This is a genomic window from Cytobacillus sp. FSL H8-0458 (assembly GCF_038002165.1).
In the GTDB taxonomy this organism is placed as follows: Bacteria; Bacillota; Bacilli; order Bacillales; family Cytobacillaceae; genus Cytobacillus.
Genome location: NZ_JBBOBR010000001.1, coordinates 696,768 through 717,129, shown reverse-complemented (window position 1 = coordinate 717,129; position 20,362 = coordinate 696,768). Strand labels below are relative to the sequence as shown.

Below are 20,362 nucleotides of genomic sequence, written 5' to 3'. Positions count from 1 at the left end.
TTTCATCCTTTCAATCCCCTATTTTCAAGCATAAAGACCCACATAAAAGATAATGATTGCTTTAGCTCATCAGTCAGCGAGCCTTTTGAAAGCTGCTCTGATGCTTTTTTATAAACACCCAGTTCATCAATCTTCAACCATCCATTTTCATTTGCAAGCTTTTCAAATTCCCACGGCATCATGGTATTGCAGATAACTTTTTCCTTATAGAGCCTGCGGTAGCTGTGAGCCCGGGGTGCAGCTGTTGGACCTAGAATGCCTATACACGCCCTTCCGCCCGGCTTAACAGTTCGCCGAATTTCTTTTAATACATCCAGCGGGCTCTCTGTCCATTCCAGTGAATTTATGGCTAGAACCGCATCAAGCGCATTTTCCTCAAGGGAAAGATTCGAAATGTCTTCTTTCTTAAACACCGCATCAGTTTCAGCGTTTAATTTTTCAGCTTTATGTATCATTTCTTCTGAGACGTCAATCCCAGTAACTCTATAGCCAGCCAACGCAAGCTTGTAGGAACCGTAACCATCCCCGCACCCAAGATCACAAACATCAGATCCTTTTTTGACATGCTTTTCGAAGAAAGAGATGATATCCTTTCGGCTTCCTTCCTCCCACATTGCCCTGCTCTTTGCATTCCATGATTCCGAATTATTATCCCAAAGCTTCTCTGCTTCTGCAGACCAATTAAAAGTACTCATTTTATCCCTCCGTTTATGAATACGATTGTTCAATAAAAAAGGTTCCAATATTTTAAATTCGCTAAGATTCTCAAAAATACCTCTGATTATAAAATGTTAAAAACGTCAACAATATTGATAGAAAATGAATAAGGAGAGTTATGTATGAACGGCGAGCAGCTGACAGCAGTCTACCGTAACAATAGTGGTGAAATAATTTCATTCCAGACTTCCGGAGGACGGATTATTTCTTATCGCAAAGCACTAATGGAGACTGAAGAAGGTGTAATTGAGGGTATCCATATTTATGAAAACGAAGACGGCTCTATGCACCTGAATCCTTCAGATGCGTCATCTTTTGATGATTTTCCAAGCCTCTATTAATTATTGCCGCTACATGAAAAAACCTGACTCATAGCAGTCAGGTTTTTACTGTTCTTCTTCATTTTTACGCTGAATTTCCCTCAGCACTCCGATGCGGCTGTCATCCTCTTCAAAAAATTGAACCAGGTCGCCAACCCGGTCGATGGCATCCCAGCTCAGGTGATGTTCGATGCCTTCCACATCTTCATAAATGTTTTCTTCTTTGACTCCAATGATACGGAGAAGCTGTTCTAAGAGTTCATGCCGATATACTAGCCTCTTGCCGATTTTTTTCCCTTTTGGCGTTAAAATAAGCCCCCGGTATTTTTCATAAACAAGATACTCATCTTTATCAAGCTTTTGAACCATTTTTGTCACTGAAGATGGATGCACAGAAAGAGCTTCGGCAATATCAGAAACCCTTGCATATCCTTTGTCTTCAATTAACAAATATATTTGTTCAATGTAATCTTCCATACTTGGTGTTGGCATTACGCAACCTCCTGCCAATTAGAAAAGCGCAGAGCGCATGTTCACTTTATATCTTTCATAAATTAATATTAGACTTTAACGATTTTACTACAGTTGGAAAATGGAGACAAGGAAATATACTGCATCAGGCATATTCAGGCCTTTTGCGGGAAGAGAAACTTGACTCTGTTTTCCTGCCGTTCCCAGGATAATTTAGCTGAAAATGTTTTATCTTTTCCTTTGCTTGCAAATCCTTCGACTAATTCTGTTTCTCCATCCTTTAAAAGCTGTTTGAGCAGTTTTTGAGTAATTGTCTTGCCCATAATACTTTTGGAAATAGTGAAAGTGCATTTGGTTTTATTATAATTGGAGCAGCCATAAAAGCTTCCTTTGTCAACAACTTTACCATCACACAGCATGCACTTGCCCAAATTGGCTGACCTTTTTTGTTTGAATTTCCCAGGAATGAATCCCTCTTTGTCTTCTTCAGAAAATGTCCACTTTCCTGCATGTTCAATGGAGGCAGAAATCAAATGGCCAACCATTTTATTGGTCTGCTCCATGAATTGTTTTGGGGATGCCTGCCCATCTGAAATGTCCTTCAGCCGCTGTTCCCATTTGGCAGTCATTTCAGGGGAAGCAAGTATCTCTGTTCCTATCGCTTCAATGAGGATTTTTGCTTTTGAATTTGCGTATACAAGATTCTTCTTAATATCAATGTATTTGCGCTCCTTCAGCATGGTAATGATTCCCGCTCTTGTAGCTTCCGTTCCCAGGCCTTCTGTTTTCATCAGAACCTTCTCGAGTTCCTTATCCTCTATTTGCTTCCCGGCCGATTTCATTAGTGTAATCAGCTGGCCTTCGGTATACCTTTTGGGAGGCTGGGTTTTGCTTTCTTTTACATCGGCCTTTAACACTGTTCCCTGGTCGCCTCCCTGCAATAAAGGCAGAATCGGTTCCTTTTCCTTCTCTTGCTGCGGAATCACTTTTCTCCAGCCCTCTTCAAGCTGTACTTTTCCCTTGGACAGGAACAATGCTCTTCCATCAACAAGGGTTTTTATAGTTGTATATTCTGATACAGCTTTTCCATAATGTGCAGCTATTAAGCTCCTCACGATCAGATCATAGAGAATTTTTTCATCCAAAGATAACCTTCCCAGATCCGGCACCTGTTCCGTCGGAATGATGGCATAGTGATCAGTTACCTTTTTGTCATTCACATACCGTTTATTCTGCAATATGGAGCTTATAGGCAGAGGGAAAAATTCCTTATACTCCTCTTTTACTTCCATTTTTCTGAGGATTTCCGGAAACATTTCCGCTTCTCCTTCTGTTACATGTCTGGAGTCTGAACGGGGATATGATACGATTCCTTTTTGGTAAAGCTTCTGCAGTACATCAAGTGTTTTTTTAGGCGGGAACTTGAACCTGCGGTTGGCTTCCGCCTGCAATGCCGAAAGATTATAAAGCATCGGCGGCAGAAATTCTTTTTTTTCAGCCTGCACATCTTCTACCTGTGCCTCTTTATCTCTGCAAAATGCCGCAATCTTTTCGGCAAGCTCTTTGGTCTTAATTCTCGTCTCACCATCTTTTTCCCACTTGCCGGTATATTTTTTCCCGTCCACTTTAAACTGTGCATTTACCTCCCAGAAAGGTTCGGAAACAAAATTCTGAATTTCCTGTTCTCTCTTTACAATTAAAGCAAGAGTTGGGGTCTGAACCCTTCCTACTGAAAAAACATCGGAGAAACCTTTCTGCTGCAGGAGAAGACTGTATAAACGCGAAGCATTCATCCCAACGACCCAGTCGGCACATGCTCTCGTATAGGCTTCATAATATAAATTCCTTGTGTCACTTTCATCCAGCAGGGCAAGGAACCCATCCTTTATGGCCTTTGGAGTCAAAGAAGAGATCCAGAGCCTTTTCATAGGCACTTTTGATCCGGTAAGCCTTAGAATGTTCCGGATGATAAGCTCTCCTTCTCTCCCTGCATCGCCCGCATGGATAATTTCTGTTAAATCAGGATTAGAAGCAAGCTGTTTGATTATATTAAATTGCTTTGCTTTATCCTTTGTCACTTCATATTGAAATTGCTCCGGAATGATCGGCAATGTGTCCAATGACCATTTTTTCCAGTCCTTTTTGTATTTTTCAGGGGCAGACAGCTGGCATAGGTGACCTATAGCCCAGGTAACATAAGCCCCCTGGGGGAATATATCATTTGGAAAGATCTCAATATATCCCTGGTGTTTCTTCATTTTAAAAATAGAAGCCAGCGTCATACCCTGATCGGGCTTTTCCGCGATTATCAGTTTCATACTTTAGCTCCCTTTGTTGTAAAACAAAATATAGACATCTATTTTAATATTAACCTAAAAATTTAGCAAAAGGAGTTAAAATACCTTTATAGTTCTGAAATTTTTAAAACAATTGTGTTCCGCTAAGCAAATAAAAAGAAGAACCCCTGACAGGATTCTCCTCTGTTACTTATCTTTTTAGTATAAAGCTAGTTTGTGCGGGTACTACAATTGTTTCTGACTGATATATCTTTAGGGTTCTAATCCCAGCTTGTTTTCCGTCTGCAAGCAAATGCCAAGGGCCCTTGCCCGGAAGTGATATTTTGGCTGGTTCTGTATTTGCATTATGGATTACAACAATCTCTTTCGCTCTATCTTTCAAGCCTTTTGCATCCAGTCTGTAAGCCACCGTATTATCTGGGGCATCAATAAAGTCAAGATTTGATTGAATATCCTCAGCTGTTGTCATTCTAAACGATTTATAATGCTTTCTGAGCTTAATCAGACCTTTAAAATAGTCTACCTCCCCGCTGAATTCAGTTCGGCGGTCCCAGTCTAACTGATTTACACTGTCTGGGGATTTATAGCTGTTGTGATCCCCGTACTTTGTCCTCATGAATTCCTGTCCTGCATGAACAAAGCTGACTCCTTGCGATGTCAGTATAATGGAAGAAGCCAATTTATGCATTTTCTTTATTGATTCTTCCGCTGCATCCGGATTGGTCAGTTCAAGCTTATCCCAAAGAGTGTGGTTGTCATGTGCCTCAGCATACGTAACCGCCTGTTCAGGATCTTTGTATGTGGCCATTGTGTCCGGATAATCCAATCCGGCTGCAATCCCTTGCTGTACAATATTTTCCATGCCTTGTTTGCCATTTACAAAACCTTTATCCAGTTCATCAAACACACTCCCTTTTAATCCATCCCTGATGCCATCATTGAAATGGCCAATGCCAGGCATATCTTCGGCATTTTTCTGATTGGCCTTTCTTTCAGCTGCCAGTGGTGTGTTTAAATCCCATCCCTCCCCAATGATAATGATAGTAGGATCAATATTATCCAAAGCCTTTCTTACTTCATTCATTGTTTCAGTGTCATGAATGCCCATCAGATCAAAGCGGAATCCATCAAGATTATATTCTTCAGCCCAATATGCAACAGAGTCAACAATAAATTTCTGCACCATTTTTCTTTCTGAAGCTGTATCATTGCCAACACCTGTGCCATTGGCAAGTGTTCCATCTTCGTTATAGCGGAAATAGTAGCCTGGAACAAGCTTATGGAAACTGGATTCATTTACTGCAAACACATGATTATACACAACATCCATTACAACCCGCAGCTGCTGATTATGGTATTCCTGAATCATTGTCTTCAATTCTGTAATTCTTGCCGCCGGATCATAAGGATTAGTAGAATACGATCCTTCCGGCACATTATAGTTTTTCGGATCATAGCCCCAATTATATTGTGGTTCGTCCAGTTTTGTTTCATCAACTGTCCGGTAGTCATAAATCGGAAGGAACTGAACATGTGTGACTCCGAGATCTTTTATATGATTTAAACCTGTTTTTTCTCCTTTAGAATTTAAAGTGCTTTTCTCAGCAGCCCCAAGGAACTTCCCCTTATGCTTAATGCCGCTGTCCTCATGAATTGAAAGGTCCCGCACATGAACTTCATAAATGATGGAGTCCTCTGGATTCTTTAACTCCGGCTTCTGTTTATTCCACTTTTTAGGATTGGTTGAGTCCAGGTCCATCACAACGCCCCTGTCGCCATTTACTGTTACAGCCCGGACATAGGGATCCGCCGCTTCTGTCCATTCCCCTCCAATTTTGACTTTATAATTGTAAATCAGCCCATTTTGATTACCTTTTAAAACTGTTGTCCAGGTTCCTTTTTCACCTCTTTTAAGAGGAAGTTCCTCAGCGGTCTGATCATCCCAGCTGTCATAAAGCACAATCGATGCTTCACTTGCTGTAGGTGCCCAGAGCCTGAAGGAGGTTTGATTTTTCGCATACTGATTTCCAAGCTTTCCATCATAATAGAAAGCATCATCAAATTCCTTTGTTCTGACAATATTCCCGATCTTCACCTCTGCCTCTCCGAATGAAACTGCAGAAATTTTATAAGATTGCCTGAAATCCAGTTTATCTTCTGTTATCACTCTTACTTTATTTGTAAAATCTTTTTCCTCGTCCCCGTCATAAGGGACAACTTCTTCAATATCGGCATTGTCAATATTAATTATGGATTCCCAATCCCTCCACTGGAAAGGAAAATTGGTTTCAAGCGTAATCTGATTAAAAGTATCCATAGAAGCATTCACTATTTTTGGATCTTTTTCAATATAGGCTGGATTGTAATAAATTCTTTCTGTCCCCTGAACAATCCATACTTCTGCATTCCCATTTTCATCGAACTTTGTAATAAAGCGATCACCAAATTCCTTGCCGGCCCAATCATTTCCTTCCATACTCTTTCTGACTAAAAATCCGGCCTTTTTCATACCTTCCGGATTTTCAAGCTCAAAATCAGCAACTTTCCCAAAATCATCTTCTGCTGTAAAATCAACTCTTTTGCCATCCTTGCCTTCTGGCCATGTCCATAAATTCCAGCCTTCATAATTTCCGTCATATCGAAAGTAGTGGAGTTTTACCTTCACCCGTTCAAATGCTGGAAAGTCCCTGTACTCACCATCAGGCGGTGATGTATATGTATGTTCATCGCCTGCTTTCACCCATACCTCATCATTGCCGCTCTTTACATTGATGAATCTGTCCCCTCCATCTTTCTCCCAGCTGTCAGTGCGGACAATAAAACCAACTTCATCATGAATACCTTGCAGCACAATCTCTGCAATAAGTCCAAATTCATCTTCACCAGTGAATTCAAAAACCTGACCCTCGCCATCCTTAGGCCATACCCACAAATTCCAATCCTTCATTTCGCCCTCCTCAGGCTGATAATGGATGGTGACTGCTGTAGTCTGATCGGCCCCTTGTGTTGTTTTTTCGGCTGATGCAATCGTTTGCATAAATGGTGATAAAAAATTGGATGCCGCCAATATTATAGCTGCGGCCAGAAAAATAATCTGTTTATACCCTTTCAATCTAAGTCCTCCTTTATAAATTGTTTAAAGATTCCTGCAATTATATATTAATCCAAAAAGGAAAGCGTTTGCATAAGGCGGGAGACTCCGTGGCTTTATACCTATCAAACCTGTTCACAATAAGAATAGCGCAAGCGCCTTGCCCACGTAGGAACCCAGACTAAGAACACCACGTCCTCCCAAAAGCTGCCGCTTTTTGTCGTGCGATGTTTTTGCTGCCGAAGCCTTCCTTGTCCTGCGGGCCTCAAGCACAAGACGAGCTCTGCAAGAAGGTGTTCTTTCCTTCTGGAAGGGATTGACTAGTCTTTCGTCCCTAGGAGCCGCAACTAGACAGGCTTGTGACCTCGAGGGGGTAGGATCTCCTCCTAAAAGCTAACGCTTTTAGTCCTGCGATGATTATGCTGCCGAAGCCTTCCTTGTGGAGCTGGACAGTTATCTACGTACAAATTTTATACTTTTATATCTCTCAAAAAAATCGGCTATGGCCGATCATTCTTTAAGATAGCGCTTTAAGGTAAGGTTCTTTTGAATGTACCATTTATCTTCTGTAACAATGTTTGAGACGGTCAATATCATTGATGGTATTTTCTCGACAATAAAAACAATAATGCCTAATTGGTCATTCATAATGATAAAAGACTCTCCATGCGAGTATTGTGGGAGATCCTTGCCAAGCTGCAGGATGGAGCTGATGATGGCCTGCTTCTCTTCCGCTTCAATTTGGATGTTGGGTGAAAACCTCAAAATCCAATCCTGATCCTCAATCGAAAACCGGTACATTTTCCTCACCCTTTAACAACAAGATAATTAATAATTCATATGAGAAAAACGATAATTTATGTTATCAGATCACAGCATAAACTTTGTATTTTCCTCCCAGCACAAAAAAGTAAAAATATTTAAAATATTTTAATGTTTTTTGTAAAAAAGGTGTTCAATTCCTTGACTGAAAGTGCCCATTCGTGTATATTATAATCATCATTTAACAGAATATATTTCCGTTATTAGCTAAAAATATCTGCTTTATGTTTTGTTAGGTGGTAATATTCATCTAAGGCACCTGTTGTGTCTTGAAAGGCTTAGGAGGAAAAGTAAACATGCAAAACGGTAAAGTAAAATGGTTCAACAATGAAAAAGGTTTCGGTTTCATCGAAGTTGAAGGCGGAGACGATGTATTCGTACACTTCACAGCTATCCAAGGTGATGGTTTCAAATCTTTAGAAGAAGGCCAGGAAGTTTCTTTTGAAATCGTTGAAGGAAACCGCGGACCTCAAGCTGCAAACGTTGTAAAACTATAATTCAAATATAACAATAAAAAGGCTGGCATTTGCCAGCCTTTTATTTTTGTCCAGGATTTATCGCAGTCTAACGGGCAGTAAGAGTCCCACATCAAGACTCAGATGAATCAATGGAAGATAAGCGGGGGTCAAACTGCCCGTAAAGGCCCGATTGGTTCAACTAACAATCAGCAGGGAGAAAAGCACTCCCCACTGATTGAAGTTTCACTTTATGAAAGCTTGCTTCCTATCGATTTTATTTTCTCACCTACAGTGCACTCTGTAATGCAAAATCGATGGGCATATCTGCGCCCTTTTTCATCTTTATGATGTTTATGAAGGAAGCAGTCTTTGCAGTAACTGGTCATCAGCTCCTCCACTTCATTGATAATTTGCTTTCTGCTCAAAACGGTTCACGCCTTCCTTATTTGCGATTATATGATCTGCATTTTGCTGTTAATAAATTTCCCTTGCAGTGCCTGGCTTGCCAGCTTATCCGCTTCTTTATTTTCATTGCGCGGAATGGATTTATATCTTGGCAGTATGCCCAGCTTTTTAATCTTTTCTTCTATCCGGTCAAGCCAGCGATTTAGATTTTCTTCATAACAAGGCCATTCACCTTCAAGCTGTTTTAATACCACCTGGGAATCGCCTTTAAATTCACATGTCATATGATGAGCACCCATTTCTTCAAGCAGATTCAGGGTGTAATAAATTGCTGCATATTCTGCCTCATTATTATTATCCATCTCATCAAAAAGCTCATTTGCCCGCACACGGTACTTTTTTTTGCCCTGTTTAAAATAAATGACCGCACCGAGTCCGGCCTGGCCGGTATCTTTATTAAAGCCCCCATCAAAAAATACGGTAATATCATGAGGGTCCTCTTCCACTTCCATAAGAAGCTTTTTCATTTCCTTTGTGCTCCAGGAAGTGCCGGCTTCATCATAATAAATTACCTCTTTGCCCTTGCCCGACTTTTCAATATCTTCACCGGCCTGCAAAGCCGTTTCACCATCGATCAGGTCAGAAGTAAATAAAATATCCTCAGTTCCTTTAAGTTTATATTTCCATTCTAATTTATATTTCATTGAGGTCAGCCTTTCTGTACTTTATTAGCTGGTTATCATTATTAGAACTGTTTGCAATAGTTGAACTTATTATACTTTCCTTTGTTTATTACTAAATGAGTATATTTCAAGGTATAATGGTCAATGACATTTTTATATTCTGCGGTTCGAAAACTCCCGCATTAACAAAACTAGGAGGAATTTGATGTTTAATGAATGGTTTGGATTGCTTTTTGCAATAATTAATTTCATTTTAGTATTGGCGATGTACCGCCTGTTTGGAAAGACTGGTCTTTTCGTGTGGATCGGCTTCTCCACTGTCATGGCCAATCTTCAAGTCGTAAAAACAATTGAAATGTTCGGCCTGACTGCCACTTTAGGCAACGCTATGTATGGTACAGCTTTTCTTGTTACAGATATCTTAAATGAGAAGTACGGAAAAGAAGAAGCAAAAAAAGCTGTATGGCTCGGTTTCTTTACTCTTCTGTCCATGACTCTAATCATGCAGATGGTATTATTGTTCAAACCGCATGAAACGGATTTTGCACAGGAATCTCTCAGCACTCTTTTCTCGGTTCTGCCGCGAATTGCTGCCGGAAGCCTCGCTGCCTATTTAGTCAGCCAATTTACAGATGTTTATATCTTTACCTATTTAAAAAAGAAATTTCCAAAAGACGGCCAGTTTTGGATCAGGAATAATGGCAGCACCATGATCAGCCAGCTATTGGATACCCTTGTATTTACAAGCATTGCCTTCCTCGGTGTATTTCCCCTGGAAGAATGGATTCAAATTTTCATCACAACTTACTTGCTGAAATTTATAGTAGCTGTACTTGATACCCCGTTTGGCTATATTGCTAAACGTTTCCCAGTAAAAGATTAGGATGCCGTTTAGGTATCCTTTTTCTGCAGTATCAACTCTTTTTGTGATAAACTACATTTAGTTTACCCTATTATAGTGTTAAAATCAGGAGGCAATTCAATTGATTGAAGTATATATCGATGGAGCAAGTGCGGGAAACCCGGGTCCCAGCGGTGCAGGCATATTCATAAAAAATAATGGCCAGGTTGAACGCTTTTCCATCGCATTGGGCTGCATGGAAAATCATGAAGCAGAATACCGTGCATTTATTCATGCACTGAAGCTATGCATTGATAAGGGATATAAAACTGTTTCGTTTCGAACGGATTCACAGCTTGTTAACCGTGCTGTTGAAAAAGAATTTGTAAAAAATAAAAAGTTTGCCCCACTGCTTGAAGAAGCTTTGGAGCTTACAGGAAAATTTGATTTATTTTTTATGAAGTGGGTTCCCAGCTCTGAAAACAAGGCAGCGGATGAATTAGCAAGAGCTGCCATTCACAAAAACAAAGTGAAAGGTCAGGAAGATCATGAATAGATCAGTAATATTTGCAGATGTAAGCCTTTTGCTGGTTGCCTTTGTGTGGGGAACCACCTTTGTGCTAGTACAAAACGCCATTGCTTTTCTTGAGCCATTCTCTTTTAATGGTGTCCGTTTTTTTCTGGCCGCTTTAATTCTGGGCGGATGGCTTGTTATTTTTGAAAGAAAACAGGTAAAGAAAATGGATAGAAAGCTCTTAATATCCGGAGTTATTATGGGCTTGTTTTTATTTATAGGCTATGCCTTCCAGACGATCGGCCTGCTGCACACAACTTCTTCAAAAGCCGGCTTTATTACGGGGTTAAGTGTAGTAATGGTTCCAGTCTTTTCTTTAATGCTGCTAAAAATCAAGCCGGGATTCAATGCCATTATCGGCGTTTCAATCGCGACGGCCGGACTATATTTTCTAACCATGACCGATAATGCCCCGCTGAATATTGGTGATGCCTATGTATTAATCTGCTCTGTCGGTTTTGCCCTCCATATTATCTTTACTGGTAAATACAGCAGCAAATACCCTGCCCTGCTATTAACGGTTATCCAAGTAAGTACGGTGGCAGTATTATCAGGCATTTTCGCATTGATCACTGAAGACTGGCAGCAGGCATTCGAGACAGAAGTTTTATTTAAAGCCAATGTGGTAACTGCCCTTATTGTGACTTCACTTTTTGCTACCGCTATCGCATTCTTTGCACAGACTGCATTTCAAAAGTACACGACACCAACTAGAGTTGCCCTGATTTTCGCTATGGAGCCTGTGTTTGCAGCATCTGCAGGATTTATGTGGGCGAATGAAAGACTTTCGTTTAGTGCCCTGGCCGGCTGTCTGCTTATTTTTGCTGGAATGATTTTTGCAGAACTGCCTGCTAAGAAAACGTTTTTTACCTTCAAAAAAAAGACAGCATCATAATTTGAAAAAGGCGTGTTCTCGAAATAGACACGCCTTTTTAGATGATTGCTTTTTCTTTTACAAATTTTATTGCTTCCCGCCTGCTGGTAATATTCTTTGAAACCAAAGTTTCCAGCAAAGAAACGTAGAAACTTCCGTCAAATGATTTCTGTGCCTTTAATGTCAGTTCTATTGCTGCATTGGCCAGCTCGTCAGAAGCATTGGTATAATGTTTGCCAAAGTAAATGAAGCCAATTGCGTCCTCCCTGAATTGAAAACCTTTACTTTGCAAAAAATGCAAATATTCTTCAACTGTCTTCATTGTACTTACCCTCTTCCCCTGCTCCTCCTGTATTCTTAAATCTTAACTGATTTTTCGACAATTATCTACCTTTTTTCGGCATGAAGCAGGGGCACTGTAAGCTCATGTGAGCAGTTATTTTTTCTTTTTAGTAAGAAGGTAGCCAAGTGTTCCGGTTAATACCCCCAGGAGTGCTCCGCCTAATACTTCAGCAGGCTGGTGGCCAAGCATTTCCTTCAGCTTCTTTGGACCTTCTTCCTCAAATTTTACTGTTTCATCTTTGTGAATTTTATCAACCAGCTCACCCAGACTGTTTACCTTTAAGGTAAGCTCACCTGTCTGGCGCCTGATTCCCTGTGCATCATACATTACGATCAGGCCATAAACCAGTGATAGAGCAAAATCCACCGTTGGTACACCCCGCTTTAAAGCAATAAACGTGGTTAAAGACGATACGCCTGCCGAATGGGAACTTGGCATGCCTCCTGTCTGAAAAAATAAATCCGGACGCAGTTCCCCCTTTTTCACATAGTGGATCGGAATTTTCAGGCCCTGTGCCAGCCCTATACTTAAAAGAGCGATATAAACTCCCTTATTCATAACAACTCACCTCTTCTTTAGTGTTAAGTATGCAGTCTTTTATTATTCCTCCTTCAAATGCTAAATGGATTGGAAATCATGGAGTAATTTAAGCCGGATCAGAAGAAAAAATTCACCGCATCAGTTGCTAAATTGTACCCTGCCTGTACATGATTAAAACCCGAAGACTTTAACAATAATAAGCTTATCAAATGAAGAATTGCCTGCTCAGGGAGGTGAATCAGATGAGTAAAAACGGACATACAAACAGAGGGAAAAAAGCACCCGGCGTAAACCCGCAGGGATACGGACAGGATGCTGAATTTGCAGAAGAGCCTAAAAGCAAGCTGGAGAATGCAGCGAAGAAGAAGAATACTAAATAATTTTTGGATGGCCGCCATGGGCGGCTTTTTTGATGTTAAGATTTAAAAAACTCCAGGCAGACGCCTGGAGCTCGTATTATGCATATTCCTTTTTAAAATCAAGAAATCTGTGAAGGCCGCGGAATTCAATTTCAGTGAATTTCTCGATGACCTTTTCCCGATTCATTGTGAATTGGGCCAGGTCAAGAGGGCATTCAACAGGAACATCGCATTTTATTTCGGCCAGCTGCCTGCTCAAGTGGAGCATTTCAAGATCCTGTTCGATCTTGGCACGCTGTCCCTTAGTGAGCTGTTCCAGATTTTCCAATACGCCTTCAATATGCTCAAATTGCTGAAGCAGCTTCAGCGCTGTTTTTTCGCCAATTCCTTTTACACCGGGATAATTATCACTTGTATCTCCCATGAAGGCTTTCAGGTCAATCATCTGCTTAGGTGTTATTCCTTTTTCCTCATAAAACGTCTCCGTCGTATGCACAAGGTAATTGCCGTAGCCTTTTTGCAGTAAAATGACAGAAATATTGTCATCCAGAAGCTGCAGCATATCCTGGTCACCTGTAAGGATCAGCACTTCCGCTTCCTGGCTTGCTTTTTTTGCAATGGTTCCAATGCAATCATCAGCTTCAAATCCTTCAAGGCCAATATTAGGTACATCGAAGGCTTCCACCACTTCTTTTACCAGATCGAATTGAGGCACTAATTCAATTGGAGCTTCTGGACGGTTTGCTTTATAGGCACCAAACATTTCCGTGCGGAAGGTTTTGCTGCCCATATCCCAGCATACTGCCACATGTGTCGGATTAAAGGAAGAAACAGCTGTTAAAAAGTGTTTTACAAAACCGTAAACGCCATTTGTAGGTATTCCTTTAGAATTTATCATAAATTGACCGGACATTGCCGTTGCAAAATAAGCTCTGAACAGCAGCGCCATTCCATCAACAAGCAGCAGTGAAGGTCTATTCTCGTTCATGTCTCCGCCTCCCAATTATAATCATAACAACTATTATAACATGGGAAACTCTCCATTTCTTTTGAAAAGTTTTACAGAATTAGTCTGTTTCCCTGATCAATTCCACTTCATGTTCTTCCAGTTCATAATAAGTCGCTATTCTCGCTTTACGGATATTATCATTTAGCTGGAATGAATATTCAGTACCATCGTTAAATGTAAAAATTAATTCAGCATCTGACATAACACCCATTTTATTTATAACCGTTTGCCTAGCCTGCTGAATTTCGGACCATTCATAATGCTTCTCCTGCAAACTGAGTAATGTGTTGAAATGCACACCATTTTTATCGATATAGTGATAATAATCAAAACTTAAAATCGCCATCAAAAGCGAAATTAATAATCCTGCCCCTGCAAAAACTTTTCCAAACCAGCCGAATTTTTCGGCGCTCTTCATCCAGACTCCCAATATGATAAAAACACCCACTGCTGCCAGACCCATGCTAAATGTCAAATAAGCTGATTTTGGCGCTTCGAATACCCAAGTTCCTTCAGGTCTATAAAATTGAGCCTGAAATGGCGAAAGTAAAAATATTGGAATAAATATTGCAGATAATATTAGAATGATTCCCATCGTGACCAATATTTGGGTTATATCGGTTTTTTGTTTTTTCGTTATGGTATAACCAGCAGTATTCATATTTACCCTCCGCTTTTCAAATCTATTAAACATTTTAAATTATATAATAATTTAAACAGTAAAAAAATCCCTTTTCAAAAAGGGATTTCACTATTTTTCAACAGTTTCTATTTTATTGCTGTCATAAGAGATCCAATCGCTGAAGCTTCCGGCATATAATTTAACATGTTTATAGCCGGCTTCCTTTAAAGCCAGAAAATTAGGCGCCGCCGTTACACCTGAGCCGCAATAAACAATGATGGGTTTGTTTTTATCAATACCTGCAAATCGATTTTCCTGTTCTTCCGCATCTTTAAATCTGCCATTTTTATATGCTTCAAGCCAAACTTTATTGATTGCTCCTGGGATATGGCCTGCTTTTTTATCAATTGGCTCCTCCAGCCCCAGGTATCTCTTTTCCTCTCTGGAGTCAATTAATACAGCGCTATCCTGTTTTCCTGCAACGCTTTTAACTTCTCCGTATGAGGCAAGTATGTCAGGCTGCAGATCAATTTTAAAATCCGCCCGCTTCATGCAGGGAACTTCTTTAGTCAAAGGATAATCGTTTTCAGCCCATTCCTTATATCCGCCGTTCAATACAAAAACTTTCTCATGCCCTAAATACCTGAGCAGCCACCAGAACCTTGCGGCAAAAGCCCCTTCTCCGCCGTCATAGGCAATGACTGTGGTATCTCTGCTGATCCCGGATTTCTCAAGGACTTTTTTAAGTTTAGCTGGATCCGGAAGGGGATGCCGGCCTCCGTGTTCTCTTACCTGACCTGACAGATCTTTCTCCAGATCAATATACACTGCATGGGGAATATGGCTATGATCATATAAGCTGCGCCCTTCATCTGGCGATCCTAGTTTAAAGCGGCAATCGGCAATTCGGATATTGGGATCATCCAGTTTTGATAATACCCATTCCTTTTCTGCTAGATACTTCATTTAAGATTCTCCCCTTTTCTCTTTTCCATCAGGTGTATTATATGTTCCTTTGGTGTCCAGCAATTAAATTGATAGTCAGGCCTTGTCTCATAACCCAGTCTGCTGCAAAAATAAAACATTTCGTCTTTACGTTTTTCAGACTGGAAGTTTATGCAGGTTGCACATGCATGAAAAGAATTCTTCTCCATTTGTCTCCCTTTTCTTCTCAGAAATGATTTTAAACCTTCAGCAGTTCCCAGACCCATTCATTCAATCCGGATACCTTGCCTTTTTCTTTAGGCATTGAGTCAGCTGCTGCATAGAGCCGTTCCCTTTCTGACTCCAGTTTCTCCGCCATCTGCATTGCTAAATGCTTCTCGATTATCCTCCCGCTTTGTTTTGCATGAACCAGGGTCTGATAAAAACGGGTGATCTCATCCGCTTCCTTTATGCAAAAGAGACCTGTATACAAAAAATCCCCTTTTACATTACTTTTCTTAAGCAGCTGCCTTGATATGAGGCACGCCCTTACTGCCTGAATCAGAAGCTTCTGTTTCTTAAACGTAAAATCCTCATTTTTTACAGCTTCACCGAGATTGCGGGAAAAAGCCTGAGTGTAATGATGGAATAACTTAAATCTTGAAAACTCTTCTTCCGCAAGATTCCTCAGCCTCTCTGAAAAGCCGTTCATATCCTTGTAGATAATAGGGGAGTATGCCCATTCAAATATACTGGGATTGGATTTCTGCATAAGGTCAAATGCTTTAAAGATATCCCAGCCGTGCGCATCATAAGGGGTATCTGTATTGATAACATCTTTTGCGCGTTCAAGGGAAAGATATGTTTTCAGATTCTTATGTTTGAAGATGAAGCGTATATCATAATCCGAATCCGCATCATCTGTCCCCCACGCCCTGCTCCCCGCTTCACAAGCAAAAAGGATATCAATATTATATTTCTCTTCTGCTGTGCACAGCCATTTGTCCATGTGAAAAGCAGCAACCTTTCCCAGTTAATTTTCGTACTGTGCAATATTCCTCTCAATTTCTTTCAGCTCTTCAATTGGGAAATCATCTTTTAAAGCAGCCGTAATTCCTTCATAATATTCGTTGTTCTGTTCAATCAGCGAATTGAGCAGCCGCTCGAATTCAGTCATCAGCTGGCTGCTGTAATGGAATTTCAGCCTGCTGCTTTCAGCCTGCAGATAACGGTCTGCAGGTTCCTGCAGGTTCTTCTCCAGTTCATCAGCTAATTGCTTGCGCTCATTTTTTTCAAAAAATGCTTTTGGATTTTTAAAGTAGGACAAAGCTTTTTTAAATTGGTTCGGGTCTTCATTGGAAAATGCTGATTCAAATTCAATACTTTCCATTTTTAACGGCTCATATGTGCTAAAAGTCAAATCACTGTTTACATTGGAGGCTTTTTTCGAAATAGTCTCCTGCTGCTGAGCGATCAATTTGGATATATAGGATTCAAGCCTTAATGTTGTTGCACGAAGCTCCTGGGCAAAATCAAATCCAAAGCTTCCAAGGAATTCGTCCAAGGCCAACTTAAGCATTTTCTTTAAATTCCTGCCGTCATCTTTCAGAACTGATGGATTGAAGGCCTCCTTCACAAAATCATAGAAACGAAGAAATACCCTCTGTTTGATGTAAAAGACGAGCTCATCTGTTTCCTGTTCAAGCCTTTGGGAAAGCAGTTCAGGTTTTTGTCCGCTGATAATCGCAGTAATATCCTTATGTTCTTTCTCAAGCTGTTTGAGCTTTTCGATCCGTACTTCTTTATTTTCCTGTGAGGAAGAAATATAAGACCTCAGCTGGGCTAATAGGCGCCTCCACTCTGTTTCTGCTGATGAAATGGAAATATTCAGCAGATCCTGATTAATAAAGGCGTAAAAGCTTTTTTCAAATGAACTGATATTGGATACTTCCTCTTTGCTGCTATCCAGCTTCTCTGCCAGAGCTTGAAGGCTTGAAATGCCAGACAAATTAGGACGGCGGATTCCGTATTGCACCAGCTGTTCTTCAACGTACTGGAGCACCGAATCTTTTTCCTCCTCATTATTGGCAAGGTCAATGGCATTGACAATAAAGAACATCTTATCAAGGGAGAAGGTATCCTTAACCCTCCCCAGCTGGATAAGAAACTCTCTATCCGCTTTTGAGAAGGCATGATTATAATAAGTGACAAAAAGGATAGCATCCGAGTTTTTAATATATTCAAATGCAACCCCGGTATGCCTCGCATTAATCGAATCAGCGCCGGGTGTGTCAACCAGGGTAATTCCCTGCCTTGTCAGTTCACAGTCAAAGTAAACTTCAATCGTTTCAACAAAGCATGATTTTTCTTCATTGGCAACATAATCCCCAAACTCATCCAGGTCAGCTTTAATGATTTTCCCCAGCTTATCTGTGAAGAAATTGTACCCTTTCATAAATGCATTAAGAAATGCAAAGTGTGTCTTTTCACTCGCATCAAAATCCTGGTTTTCCCCAGTGATCTTCTTAATTGCGGCTGCAGCATCATCGAAGTTTCCTGCTGAATAATCAAACACCTTTAAGGAATGATTTATATCATTTAAAAGTGTAGGTGAATCTTTAACTTTAACAAGAACGGTTCCATGTTTATTTTCATCTGTAACAGGCTTAATCTTATTGATAGCAGCCGTCGTCGGATTCGGTGAAACAGGAAGAAGCTTATTCCCGATCAAAGCGTTGGCAAAGGAAGACTTCCCTGCACTAAATGCACCAAAAAGGGCAACAGTGAATTCTTTGCTCTCAAGCCTTGATGCTTTATCTGCCAAATCAGCTGCAAGCTTTCTGAAGCCCGGGAGCTCCTTTACTGCATTAGCAGTATATCGAAGCTTTTCAATAACAGGCTGTACTGCAACTGCAGAAACCGCTTCCTTTTCAGGCTCTTCACCAGGTGACTGTTCAGATTTCCGGGTTGCCTGTTCTTTCTCAGCTTTATCTTCATTCAGGAAAACAACTTCAGCTTCATCAACTTCTTCTGCTGCAAGCATCTGGGCTTTTTCCTGAAACTCATGAGTATTAAATTCACCAGTTAAATAGACTTTCATTCCCGCTGATGCCTTACTAACTTTTTCATTGATGGCCATGACCGCATTTAGTGCTTCAGCGTAAGCATTAAGGGTGCGAATTTCATTGACCAGCGCAGTTTGCTCCTGGCTGTTATTTTCTTCAAGTGCTTCTAATAGTGCACTCTTTAAAGAAGCTGAGTTCTTTTTGGCAATTCTCTTTACGGCCTCTGCTGTGTCGTTTGTATACTGCAGAACATAGTCACCTGAAACCATTGCCCCGGATTTTACAGTTTCAGCTAAAACAGCTGGTTTAAAGGCAAGCTTGAAGCTCTGAACTTGTGCAAGTTTTTCAGAATCATGGATACTATGCTTCTTGAACTGCTGTAAAAACAGCTCCTTTATATGCCACTCCAGCTGAGATTTAATGTTTTCTGATAAATCCTCATAGAAGCGGTCAAGCCTCAATGACCTTTCCTGCTCCGTTTTTTGTTTGCTGAAAAACAGGCCAATCTTAAAGGAAGGCTGGCACGATTCAAGATATGATTCAGCCAGTTCCCTCGTTTGGAAAGGCATTAAATAGGCATTTTTCAAAATCTCATCTAATTTATCGGTTACCTCTATATCAGCTTCATGTAAGGAAGAATTCAGCTTATTTAACTGGTTCTCCAGGTCTTCCAGTCTGCCGGGAAGCTGCTCCCTGTCATCCTGATCAAGTTCTGACAGTTTTTCTTCCCAGTCAGCTTTTTCAGCTGCATGAGAGTCTCTTAAAAACTCTAGATGGTCCTCTGTTAATTTCTTCAAAGAATTAAAAACAGACTGAGGCAAAAGTTCTTCTCGATCAGCAATGCTGCTGTTAATAAAGCTCTGAAGTTCCTTAAAATCGTTTGCCTGATGGTTTTCGTCTTTTAATGTGGTGTAAAAAATCCGGGCAGGCCTTACTCCCCAGGATGCAAATGAATCCTTTACACTTTTTTTGAATTGCTCAAAGCTGAGTTCTTCTTCTCGATGTTTATCAATTTGATTGATAACAAGATAAACATCTTTTCCTGCTGCCGTCAGTTCTTTAGTAAAAAGAAAATTTAATTCTGACTGGACATGGTTGTAATCCATTACATAAAAAATGAGATCAGCCAAATGAAGAGCAGATTCAGTAGCAATCCTATGCGCATCATCAGTGGAATCTATTCCGGGTGTATCCATAATCACTGCCTTCTTTGGCAAGCTGGCGGCGGAATGACTTATTTCAATGGAATGGATAGAATCGCCATCTTTGCAATAGGATTTTACCTGTCCGTAATCATATGGAGCAGGATAAAGCCTTGGCTTTCCTTCCTTAAAAATTACTTTTGCATAATCCTCCTCACCTGATTTGACTTTGACCAGGTTGGCACTGGTTGGAATTGGCGAGGAAGGAAGAAGATCTTCGCCTGCCAGCCTGTTTATCATACTTGATTTTCCGGCAGAAAAATGACCGCAAAAAGCGATGGCAAATTCCTGGTTCCTTAGCTTTATCACGAGATCCTTAGCTCTTTGGGCTGTCTCGGCATCTCCATTTTTCTGGGCAAATGTATATATAGCAGTTATTCTATTTATTAATTCAGTTTGCTGCAATCCTGGTTGCAAAATCGTGTCGGCCATTTCCATTAATCCCCTTGTAACTTTAATTTACTTCCTATTTTAAATGATTTTTGTTTATTTTCCTATACAGGATGGATTAATCTTTGATTTTTCTAATTTTTATCAGCAAATCAGTTTCTGCTGTTATTCTATGTTCTTTTTTCAAATTACTCCTTAAAAGATTGTTTTCTGGCTCTCAATTCAGCCCGTTGATTTCCTCTGCAGGCACTCGCCTTCCGCTCCAATCAACTCAGTGCATTAATGTATTTTACTACTAAAAACATAATTAATAGCGAAAGTAAAACAAAAACCAGGCATTGATAGCCTGGTTTCA

General features: G+C 40.4%; 21 protein-coding genes. 6 read left to right on the top strand and 15 right to left on the bottom strand.

Annotation, left to right across the window (positions count from 1 at the left end; translation table 11 throughout):
- Positions 1 to 2: 2 nt before the first annotated feature.
- Entirely contained in the window at positions 3 to 695 is a 693-nt protein-coding gene (locus NYE23_RS03660) for a class I SAM-dependent methyltransferase (protein WP_341075537.1), read from the bottom strand.
- A gap of 144 nt (positions 696 to 839) precedes the next feature.
- Here NYE23_RS03660 and NYE23_RS03655 point away from each other — a divergent pair, with 144 nt between their 5' ends.
- Positions 840 to 1,058 carry a DUF3892 domain-containing protein gene (locus tag NYE23_RS03655; protein ID WP_341075535.1) on the top strand — a complete coding sequence of 73 codons (219 nt, stop codon included), beginning with the start codon at positions 840 to 842 and terminating at the stop codon, positions 1,056 to 1,058.
- A gap of 45 nt (positions 1,059 to 1,103) precedes the next feature.
- On the opposite strand, the gene mntR is transcribed toward NYE23_RS03655, so the two are convergent.
- The 4 genes from mntR to NYE23_RS03635 form a co-directional block, all read right to left on the bottom strand.
- On the bottom strand, positions 1,104 to 1,529 hold the full coding sequence (gene mntR / locus NYE23_RS03650; RefSeq protein WP_095244609.1) for a transcriptional regulator MntR: 426 nt from the start codon (positions 1,527 to 1,529) through the stop codon (positions 1,104 to 1,106).
- 134 nt (positions 1,530 to 1,663) lie between these two features.
- Positions 1,664 to 3,826, bottom strand: coding sequence for a DNA topoisomerase III (locus NYE23_RS03645; RefSeq protein ID WP_341075532.1), 2,163 nt, complete (start codon positions 3,824 to 3,826; stop codon positions 1,664 to 1,666).
- A 169-nt stretch (positions 3,827 to 3,995) separates the two neighbouring features.
- Positions 3,996 to 6,917 carry a type I pullulanase gene (gene pulA, locus NYE23_RS03640; protein WP_341075530.1) on the bottom strand — a complete coding sequence of 974 codons (2,922 nt, stop codon included), beginning with the start codon at positions 6,915 to 6,917 and terminating at the stop codon, positions 3,996 to 3,998.
- 489 nt (positions 6,918 to 7,406) lie between these two features.
- Positions 7,407 to 7,697 carry a hypothetical protein gene (locus NYE23_RS03635; protein WP_341075528.1) on the bottom strand — a complete coding sequence of 97 codons (291 nt, stop codon included), beginning with the start codon at positions 7,695 to 7,697 and terminating at the stop codon, positions 7,407 to 7,409.
- 317 nt (positions 7,698 to 8,014) lie between these two features.
- Between NYE23_RS03635 and cspD the strand changes: the two genes are divergently transcribed.
- On the top strand, positions 8,015 to 8,215 hold the full coding sequence (gene cspD, locus NYE23_RS03630) for a cold-shock protein CspD (RefSeq protein WP_009791749.1): 201 nt from the start codon (positions 8,015 to 8,017) through the stop codon (positions 8,213 to 8,215).
- A gap of 209 nt (positions 8,216 to 8,424) precedes the next feature.
- Here cspD and NYE23_RS03625 read toward each other — a convergent pair whose 3' ends face one another.
- The gene (locus tag NYE23_RS03625) at positions 8,425 to 8,601 is read right to left on the bottom strand and encodes a zinc-finger domain-containing protein (RefSeq protein WP_341075526.1); all 177 of its coding nucleotides are present in this window, start codon (positions 8,599 to 8,601) and stop codon (positions 8,425 to 8,427) included.
- Positions 8,602 to 8,628: 27 nt separating this feature from the next.
- Positions 8,629 to 9,285: a reverse transcriptase-like protein gene (locus NYE23_RS03620; protein WP_341075524.1), complete on the bottom strand. Its 657-nt coding sequence runs from the start codon at positions 9,283 to 9,285 to the stop codon at positions 8,629 to 8,631.
- A 184-nt stretch (positions 9,286 to 9,469) separates the two neighbouring features.
- Here NYE23_RS03620 and NYE23_RS03615 point away from each other — a divergent pair, with 184 nt between their 5' ends.
- From NYE23_RS03615 to NYE23_RS03605, 3 genes are all read left to right on the top strand, one after another.
- On the top strand, positions 9,470 to 10,147 hold the full coding sequence (locus NYE23_RS03615) for a queuosine precursor transporter (RefSeq protein ID WP_197213797.1): 678 nt from the start codon (positions 9,470 to 9,472) through the stop codon (positions 10,145 to 10,147).
- A gap of 100 nt (positions 10,148 to 10,247) precedes the next feature.
- Entirely contained in the window at positions 10,248 to 10,661 is a 414-nt protein-coding gene (locus tag NYE23_RS03610) for a reverse transcriptase-like protein (RefSeq protein ID WP_035333572.1), read from the top strand.
- Positions 10,654 to 11,574: a DMT family transporter gene (locus NYE23_RS03605; protein WP_341075521.1), complete on the top strand. Its 921-nt coding sequence runs from the start codon at positions 10,654 to 10,656 to the stop codon at positions 11,572 to 11,574. The genes NYE23_RS03610 and NYE23_RS03605 overlap by 8 nt, the downstream gene beginning before the upstream one ends.
- 37 nt (positions 11,575 to 11,611) lie before the next feature.
- Here the strand turns inward: NYE23_RS03605 and NYE23_RS03600 are convergent, their stop codons facing one another.
- Entirely contained in the window at positions 11,612 to 11,875 is a 264-nt protein-coding gene (locus tag NYE23_RS03600; RefSeq protein ID WP_341075518.1) for a DUF6123 family protein, read from the bottom strand.
- A gap of 114 nt (positions 11,876 to 11,989) precedes the next feature.
- Complete coding sequence (locus NYE23_RS03595; RefSeq protein WP_035333569.1) at positions 11,990 to 12,454, bottom strand: divergent PAP2 family protein; 465 nt, start codon at positions 12,452 to 12,454, stop codon at positions 11,990 to 11,992.
- A 224-nt stretch (positions 12,455 to 12,678) separates the two neighbouring features.
- Here NYE23_RS03595 and sspL point away from each other — a divergent pair, with 224 nt between their 5' ends.
- Positions 12,679 to 12,816 (top strand): small, acid-soluble spore protein L, encoded by a 138-nt coding sequence (gene sspL / locus NYE23_RS03590; protein WP_026581140.1) that lies wholly within the window; start codon positions 12,679 to 12,681, stop codon positions 12,814 to 12,816.
- A 76-nt stretch (positions 12,817 to 12,892) separates the two neighbouring features.
- Here sspL and NYE23_RS03585 read toward each other — a convergent pair whose 3' ends face one another.
- From NYE23_RS03585 to NYE23_RS03560, 6 genes are all read right to left on the bottom strand, one after another.
- Positions 12,893 to 13,783: a 5'-3' exonuclease gene (locus NYE23_RS03585; protein WP_341075515.1), complete on the bottom strand. Its 891-nt coding sequence runs from the start codon at positions 13,781 to 13,783 to the stop codon at positions 12,893 to 12,895.
- A gap of 79 nt (positions 13,784 to 13,862) precedes the next feature.
- Complete coding sequence (locus tag NYE23_RS03580) at positions 13,863 to 14,465, bottom strand: hypothetical protein (protein WP_341075513.1); 603 nt, start codon at positions 14,463 to 14,465, stop codon at positions 13,863 to 13,865.
- Positions 14,466 to 14,555: 90 nt separating this feature from the next.
- Entirely contained in the window at positions 14,556 to 15,392 is an 837-nt protein-coding gene (locus NYE23_RS03575; protein WP_341075511.1) for a sulfurtransferase, read from the bottom strand.
- Entirely contained in the window at positions 15,389 to 15,580 is a 192-nt protein-coding gene (locus NYE23_RS03570) for a hypothetical protein (RefSeq protein WP_341075509.1), read from the bottom strand. Before NYE23_RS03570 ends, NYE23_RS03575 begins: the two co-directional genes overlap by 4 nt.
- A 29-nt stretch (positions 15,581 to 15,609) precedes the next feature.
- A complete protein-coding gene (locus NYE23_RS03565; protein ID WP_341075508.1) occupies positions 15,610 to 16,359 on the bottom strand; it encodes a nucleotidyltransferase domain-containing protein in 750 nt (249 codons plus the stop codon).
- Positions 16,360 to 16,383: 24 nt separating this feature from the next.
- The gene (locus NYE23_RS03560) at positions 16,384 to 20,049 is read right to left on the bottom strand and encodes a dynamin family protein (RefSeq protein ID WP_341075507.1); all 3,666 of its coding nucleotides are present in this window, start codon (positions 20,047 to 20,049) and stop codon (positions 16,384 to 16,386) included.
- Positions 20,050 to 20,362: the final 313 nt, after the last annotated feature.

Excerpts from the sequence above, each read along its gene's own strand:
- NYE23_RS03645 (WP_341075532.1), bottom strand. The coding sequence starts at position 3,826 with ATGAAACTGATAATCGCGGAAAAGCCCGATCAGGGTATGACGCTGGCT.
- mntR (WP_095244609.1), bottom strand. The coding sequence starts at position 1,529 with ATGCCAACACCAAGTATGGAAGATTACATTGAACAAATATATTTGTTA.
- NYE23_RS03615 (WP_197213797.1), top strand. The coding sequence starts at position 9,470 with ATGTTTAATGAATGGTTTGGATTGCTTTTTGCAATAATTAATTTCATT.
- NYE23_RS03635 (WP_341075528.1), bottom strand. The coding sequence starts at position 7,697 with ATGTACCGGTTTTCGATTGAGGATCAGGATTGGATTTTGAGGTTTTCA.
- NYE23_RS03565 (WP_341075508.1), bottom strand. The coding sequence starts at position 16,359 with ATGGACAAATGGCTGTGCACAGCAGAAGAGAAATATAATATTGATATC.
- NYE23_RS03660 (WP_341075537.1), bottom strand. The coding sequence starts at position 695 with ATGAGTACTTTTAATTGGTCTGCAGAAGCAGAGAAGCTTTGGGATAAT.
- NYE23_RS03580 (WP_341075513.1), bottom strand. The coding sequence starts at position 14,465 with ATGAATACTGCTGGTTATACCATAACGAAAAAACAAAAAACCGATATA.
- NYE23_RS03560 (WP_341075507.1), bottom strand. The coding sequence starts at position 20,049 with ATGGCCGACACGATTTTGCAACCAGGATTGCAGCAAACTGAATTAATA.
- NYE23_RS03605 (WP_341075521.1), top strand. The coding sequence starts at position 10,654 with ATGAATAGATCAGTAATATTTGCAGATGTAAGCCTTTTGCTGGTTGCC.
- sspL (WP_026581140.1), top strand. The coding sequence starts at position 12,679 with ATGAGTAAAAACGGACATACAAACAGAGGGAAAAAAGCACCCGGCGTA.
- NYE23_RS03620 (WP_341075524.1), bottom strand. The coding sequence starts at position 9,285 with ATGAAATATAAATTAGAATGGAAATATAAACTTAAAGGAACTGAGGAT.
- NYE23_RS03570 (WP_341075509.1), bottom strand. The coding sequence starts at position 15,580 with ATGGAGAAGAATTCTTTTCATGCATGTGCAACCTGCATAAACTTCCAG.
- NYE23_RS03595 (WP_035333569.1), bottom strand. The coding sequence starts at position 12,454 with ATGAATAAGGGAGTTTATATCGCTCTTTTAAGTATAGGGCTGGCACAG.
- cspD (WP_009791749.1), top strand. The coding sequence starts at position 8,015 with ATGCAAAACGGTAAAGTAAAATGGTTCAACAATGAAAAAGGTTTCGGT.
- NYE23_RS03600 (WP_341075518.1), bottom strand. The coding sequence starts at position 11,875 with ATGAAGACAGTTGAAGAATATTTGCATTTTTTGCAAAGTAAAGGTTTT.
- NYE23_RS03575 (WP_341075511.1), bottom strand. The coding sequence starts at position 15,392 with ATGAAGTATCTAGCAGAAAAGGAATGGGTATTATCAAAACTGGATGAT.
- NYE23_RS03655 (WP_341075535.1), top strand. The coding sequence starts at position 840 with ATGAACGGCGAGCAGCTGACAGCAGTCTACCGTAACAATAGTGGTGAA.
- NYE23_RS03585 (WP_341075515.1), bottom strand. The coding sequence starts at position 13,783 with ATGAACGAGAATAGACCTTCACTGCTGCTTGTTGATGGAATGGCGCTG.